The following is a 1,905-nucleotide window of genomic DNA, read 5'->3' on the forward strand; positions in this document are numbered from 1 at the left end:
GAGCTCGGTCCCGGGGATCCTCTAGAGTCCAGCCACAGCGGAACCGACCGCCACGCCGCCGTCGTCCGGGAGATCCTCGCGACCGCCGGTCTCGGCGAGGACCACCTCCAGTGCCCGCCCGCGTGGCCCGGCGACACGGCGACGCGCGATGAGCTCGTGCGCGAACTCGGACAGCCGGGGCGTATTCGCATGAACTGTTCCGGAAAGCATGCGACGATGCTGCTGGCCTGCACCGCGAACGGGTGGGACATCGAGAGCTACCTCGACCCGCAGCATCCGCTGCAGGTGCATATCCGTGAGGTCATCGAACGGCTCACGGGGACGAAGATCTCCACCACCGCGATCGACGGCTGCGGAGCACCGGTGTACGCCATGAGCCTGACCGCCCTCGCCCGCGCCGCGCATCGGATCGGCACCGCCTCGGAGCGCTCCCCCTTCGCCCTGCACCGTCTGGCCGGAGCGCTGGTGCGCGCGGTCCGCGAGAACCCGTGGGCGATCGACGGGCCGGGCCGCCCGGACACCATCGCGATCGAGCGGCTCGGCGTCTTCGCCAAGGGGGGCGCCGAGGGGATCATGATCATGACGGCCCCCAACGGCGCGACGGTGGCCCTGAAGACGCTGGACGGCAGTGGCCGCGTCGCGACGGCCGTCGCGATCCGTCTGCTGGAGCGCGTCGGCGCCCTGTCGTCGGCGGACGTCGCCGCGACGCTCGACCAGCTGCCGCTGGAGATCACCGGTGGAGGGCGCGAGGTGGGACGCATCCGTCCCACCGTCTGATCCCTCGCGTTCCGGTCCACGGCCGCTCACGGCCGGGGCAGCAGGACGCGCTGAGCGACGCCGTCCGGCGCGAGTCGCCAGGCGCGGCCGGCACCCGCAGCGGCGTAGACGGGCAGGTCCCGTCGGCCCGTGAGGGCACGATAGTCCGCGATGCACTCTGCGGCGACGACCAGCTCATGACGCGTGCGCAGTTCGCCCAGGAGCTTCCAGTGGGCGAGCCACTCCTCGGGCGTGCCGACGACGAGTGCCCGTCCCCCGGTCGCGCTGCACGTCGCGGCGTCGGCGACGCCGACGATCGGAACATCGCGTTCCACGCTCGCGCGATTCAGCGCGTCACGGGCGAACCCGGGCGCGACCACCAGACCGGCCGGGCCGGCTTCGCCGGGATTCCAGGTCGGCGGCGGGGAGGCGTGCCCTGGCGCGGTCGCGCGGGCGCCGTCGTGGAGGAACTGCACCAGGAGGCGGCCCCATCGCCCCCGCCCGGGCGGCTGATCGCGGTCATGGTCGGCCCCCTCACCCCCAGCCGCCACGTGGTCGGCGCGCGTCGCCAACGACAGGATGGCGCGGTGCGGAACCAGATCCAGCAGGCGGGCGAGCGGCCCTGCGCATCGCGCCGCCGAGAAGACCACGAGGCCTCCGGTCTGCCCCGCGTCACGCACGAGCCGCTCGATGCGCGACATCATCTCCGCCGCATAGTCGGTGGGATAGCGCGCCAGGAGCGCGTCGAGGTCGTCGACGACCACGCCCGCCCCCGCGCGCCGGTCCACGGCGGCGGCGACAGCGTCCCACGCGGCCTCGGGGTCGCCGGGGACCCACGTCGGCGCGTGCGGCAGCTGGCGGGCGACGGCGCGCAGCAAGGACGAGCGACCGCTTCCCGGTGCTCCGATCACCGCCAGCGCCGTCGCCGCCCGCGGCAGCAGCACGGGCGCTTGGCGCTGCCGCTGCGGCTCGTCCGAGAGTCCCAGCGCGATTCGACCGGTCACCGCTACCTGATCCAGCTCCACCGCGAGCGGGAGCGGAGGCAGCCACGGCGCCGTCGCGCGTTCGTCTCCCGCCGCGTCTCTGATCGCCGCGAGCGCGACCGGGGAGCATCGCGCCATCCGCACGCGCTGTGGATCGACGTCGCCG

General features: G+C 74.1%; 1 protein-coding gene and 1 pseudogene. One reads left to right on the top strand and one right to left on the bottom strand.

Translation table 11 applies throughout. The features are described from left to right. Window positions 1-777 (top strand): asparaginase (locus I5I_RS06630; RefSeq protein ID WP_036317888.1); only part of this gene is annotated, 777 nt, incomplete at its 5' end. Window positions 778-803: 26 nt separating this feature from the next. Here the strand turns inward: I5I_RS06630 and I5I_RS06635 are convergent. Next, window positions 804-1,905 (bottom strand): annotated as a pseudogene (locus I5I_RS06635) (FtsK/SpoIIIE domain-containing protein); the annotation flags it as partial.

The organism is Microbacterium sp. B24 (genome assembly GCF_000333415.1).
In the GTDB taxonomy this organism is placed as follows: Bacteria; Actinomycetota; Actinomycetes; order Actinomycetales; family Microbacteriaceae; genus Microbacterium.